This is a genomic window from Paenibacillus darwinianus (genome assembly GCF_000598065.1).
Taxonomy (GTDB): Bacteria; Bacillota; Bacilli; order Paenibacillales; family Paenibacillaceae; genus Paenibacillus_I; species Paenibacillus_I darwinianus.
Window position 1 is genome coordinate 1 of sequence record NZ_KK082120.1, and the last position, 2,503, is coordinate 2,503.

The 2,503-nt window shown below is 53.5% G+C and carries 5 protein-coding genes; 2 read left to right on the top strand and 3 right to left on the bottom strand.

Features of this window, described 5'->3' with window-relative positions; all coding sequences use genetic code 11:
* The coding region (locus BG52_RS15805) for a hypothetical protein (RefSeq protein ID WP_036579769.1) at positions 1 to 346 on the top strand (346 nt) is incomplete at its 5' end.
* Between the two features lie 177 nt (positions 347 to 523).
* Here the strand turns inward: BG52_RS15805 and BG52_RS01090 are convergent.
* Entirely contained in the window at positions 524 to 859 is a 336-nt protein-coding gene (locus BG52_RS01090; RefSeq protein ID WP_190287429.1) for a metal-sensitive transcriptional regulator, read from the bottom strand.
* A gap of 286 nt (positions 860 to 1,145) precedes the next feature.
* Here BG52_RS01090 and BG52_RS01095 point away from each other — a divergent pair, with 286 nt between their 5' ends.
* A complete protein-coding gene (locus BG52_RS01095; RefSeq protein WP_036579771.1) occupies positions 1,146 to 1,478 on the top strand; it encodes a hypothetical protein in 333 nt (110 codons plus the stop codon).
* Between the two features lie 106 nt (positions 1,479 to 1,584).
* On the opposite strand, the gene BG52_RS01100 is transcribed toward BG52_RS01095, so the two are convergent.
* A complete protein-coding gene (locus BG52_RS01100) occupies positions 1,585 to 2,172 on the bottom strand; it encodes a guanylate kinase (RefSeq protein ID WP_036579773.1) in 588 nt (195 codons plus the stop codon).
* Positions 2,173 to 2,276: 104 nt separating this feature from the next.
* Positions 2,277 to 2,503: hypothetical protein (locus tag BG52_RS16270; RefSeq protein ID WP_449578244.1), on the bottom strand; the 227-nt coding region annotated here is incomplete at its 5' end.

A 2,503-nucleotide genomic window follows, 5' to 3' on the forward strand; every position in this document is an offset into this window, starting at 1 on the left:
GCCCGGCGGGCAGTTCCCCGGCGGCATGATGCCCGGCGGGCAGTTCCCGGTTTATCCCCGGCGCTTTATTCCTGTGGTGATGAAGGGCGGCGATTCATTCCCCGAGGTGACTTGGGCGTACAACGTGCCATACCGGGACGGCTTGACGATATTTCAAGCGTTGCTTGAAACGGGAGCTGTACGTTTCGGTCTGGACGGACAGTTCCAATACGTAGACGGAATCGAGGTTGACCCTAGCCGCGGCGTGCAGACCGCTATTCTGCTGAACGGGCGCAAGGTTCCCGAGGAATATCTGGCTCATCAGCTGGAGCCCGGTGACGAGCTCGGTCTCGAGGTGTTCGCTTAACCCGCTCAGCCCAGCCCCGATTTACAAAGGAAAGTAACACAAACATCCCGGACCGCTTCAAAGGGAAGCGGCCCGGGATGTTTTCCTATTATTAATATGCGCCTGACACCATTTGGCGGGACCTGCTATCTGCAATATACCAAATAAACCGATTGCCACACCCGGCAAACAGTTTTTTTATTTCACAAGCTTATTGATCGTTGTCAACAATTCGTCCAGAACGTCGTGATCCCCTGCCTCGATGCGATCGACCACACAGCTTTTCATATGGCCCTCGAGCAGCAGCTTGCCTACCCCGTTCAGAGCCGATTGCACGGCCGCGATCTGATTCAACACATCGTCGCAATAAGTATCCCGCTCAATCATGCCGCGGATGCCGCGGATTTGCCCTTCGATCCGGTTCAAACGGGATCCGATCCCTGCCTTGAATTTATCCGAATGATGGCTCTTGCGATCCGTTCCCTCACCGGGTGCGCAGCATTCATCCGTTTCGGATAAACCTGCGGCAGGAATGTGTTCCGTCTCCAATGCGATCACCTCCGACGATGAAATACCGGCAGCTGCGGGTACAACGTTAACCGTTCACCGCCGCCATCTCCTTTTACTCTAACATACCCCCTGAGGGTATGCAAGCCTGGTTTGACCTCATGTTTGACCTCAACTCGCTCTGCGAGTTCGACGGTCCGCGCTCCCGCAGCTATTACATTAAGCTGATTCCCGATGAATAATTCAGGAAAATTCAGCCATCCTATACCGGGGATATCCATATCCACTAATCCACACAAACCGGAGGGTACACATGTATACACAGAACGTTTCCCAGCAATTTCAGCAATGCGACGCGGTCATTCAGCAGCTGGTGCAGCAGACACGGCAAACGACGCAGATGTATCAGCAAATGCTGCAGCAGGAGCAGCAGAACGCGACCCTGCTCGAGCAGCTTGCGCAACGCGAGCGCCTGGCGGTTCAAAATTTGCAAATCGCCATTCAAGGCCATGACACGGCCGTTCAACAACTGCAGCAAATTTCCGACATTTGCAATCGGCTGGAGAGCTCCGTTCTGTCCGCGAACAATGCCGCGTTATCCGGTCAGAACAGCATTTACGGGAGCATGAGCCAGCGCGGCTACTGAACCCCGGACCGGTGCACGAAAAACAGACCGCCCTGCGCGCCATTCATTCGGCAACCGGGCGGTCTCTTTTTTGCGGTAATCATCTGACGTATGCAGGCGGTATTCCTCAATCCCGCTCCACCAGATTCCGGTTAAGATACCCCTCCAGCGTCTTCGTCAAATCATGCACCGTATAGGCCAGATCATAATTCTCATAAGCGAGCTCGCATGCTGCCTGATAGGCCATATCGTAATCGTAATGAGCAAGATGGCTTTCGATCACATCCTCGGGCAAGCCGATTCCCCGCTGGCGCTCCGTGACGGTTTCCCTGTCCGCATAAATGCAAATCCGCACAACGCGGTCTCCATACATCCCCTTCAGAATTTCCGCACCGTCGCGGTTAAGCACCACATAAACGCGGCCATTCGCCTGAATGCTCTGTTCAATATCGTATTCTCGGATGCCATAACGGTGCGTTCCGATCGTAACGCTTTCGAGAAATTCATCCTGCTCTTCCAACTGATCGTAGAGCGCGTCCGATATAAAATGATAGTCCTGCCCGTTGACCTCGCCCGGCCGCGGCTCGCGCGTCGCATAAGAAATCACCTTGGGGATGCCTAATGTTTGCCCCGCTGTGTATGCCACCGTTTTGCGCCCCGATCCGTCCGGACCGGTAAACACAAAGATCAATTTCCTGTCCTGCGATTCATACATGCCGTTAACCTCCTTCATTCTGAAAGCGAGATTCCGTAGTCATGTTCTGAATGTGACGGTGCGCCCAATCGGTCTATCTTACCTGCGATGTTTAATAACATGAGTTATGCACTTGCAGGTAGAACATGGGAAAAAGCAGATTCTCCCCAGAACATTCGAATCTCATTAGGCCAAAATAACTGAATAAGTCTTGCAAAGCGTACTGCCTCTGTGCCAATATCAAGAGAGATCGTCTGAGTCCCTGAGCGGGTTTTGGAGCGGATCTGACAACGAGTGTGGAAGAGGCAGCGGACCATTTCACCGTGGGTGCAGCCATCGCCATCACTCGTTT

What these genes read in the sequence shown, in the direction of transcription:
- BG52_RS01100 (WP_036579773.1), bottom strand. Translation starts at nt 2,172, where the DNA reads ATGTATGAATCGCAGGACAGGAAATTGATCTTTGTGTTTACCGGTCCG.
- BG52_RS01095 (WP_036579771.1), top strand. Translation starts at nt 1,146, where the DNA reads ATGTATACACAGAACGTTTCCCAGCAATTTCAGCAATGCGACGCGGTC.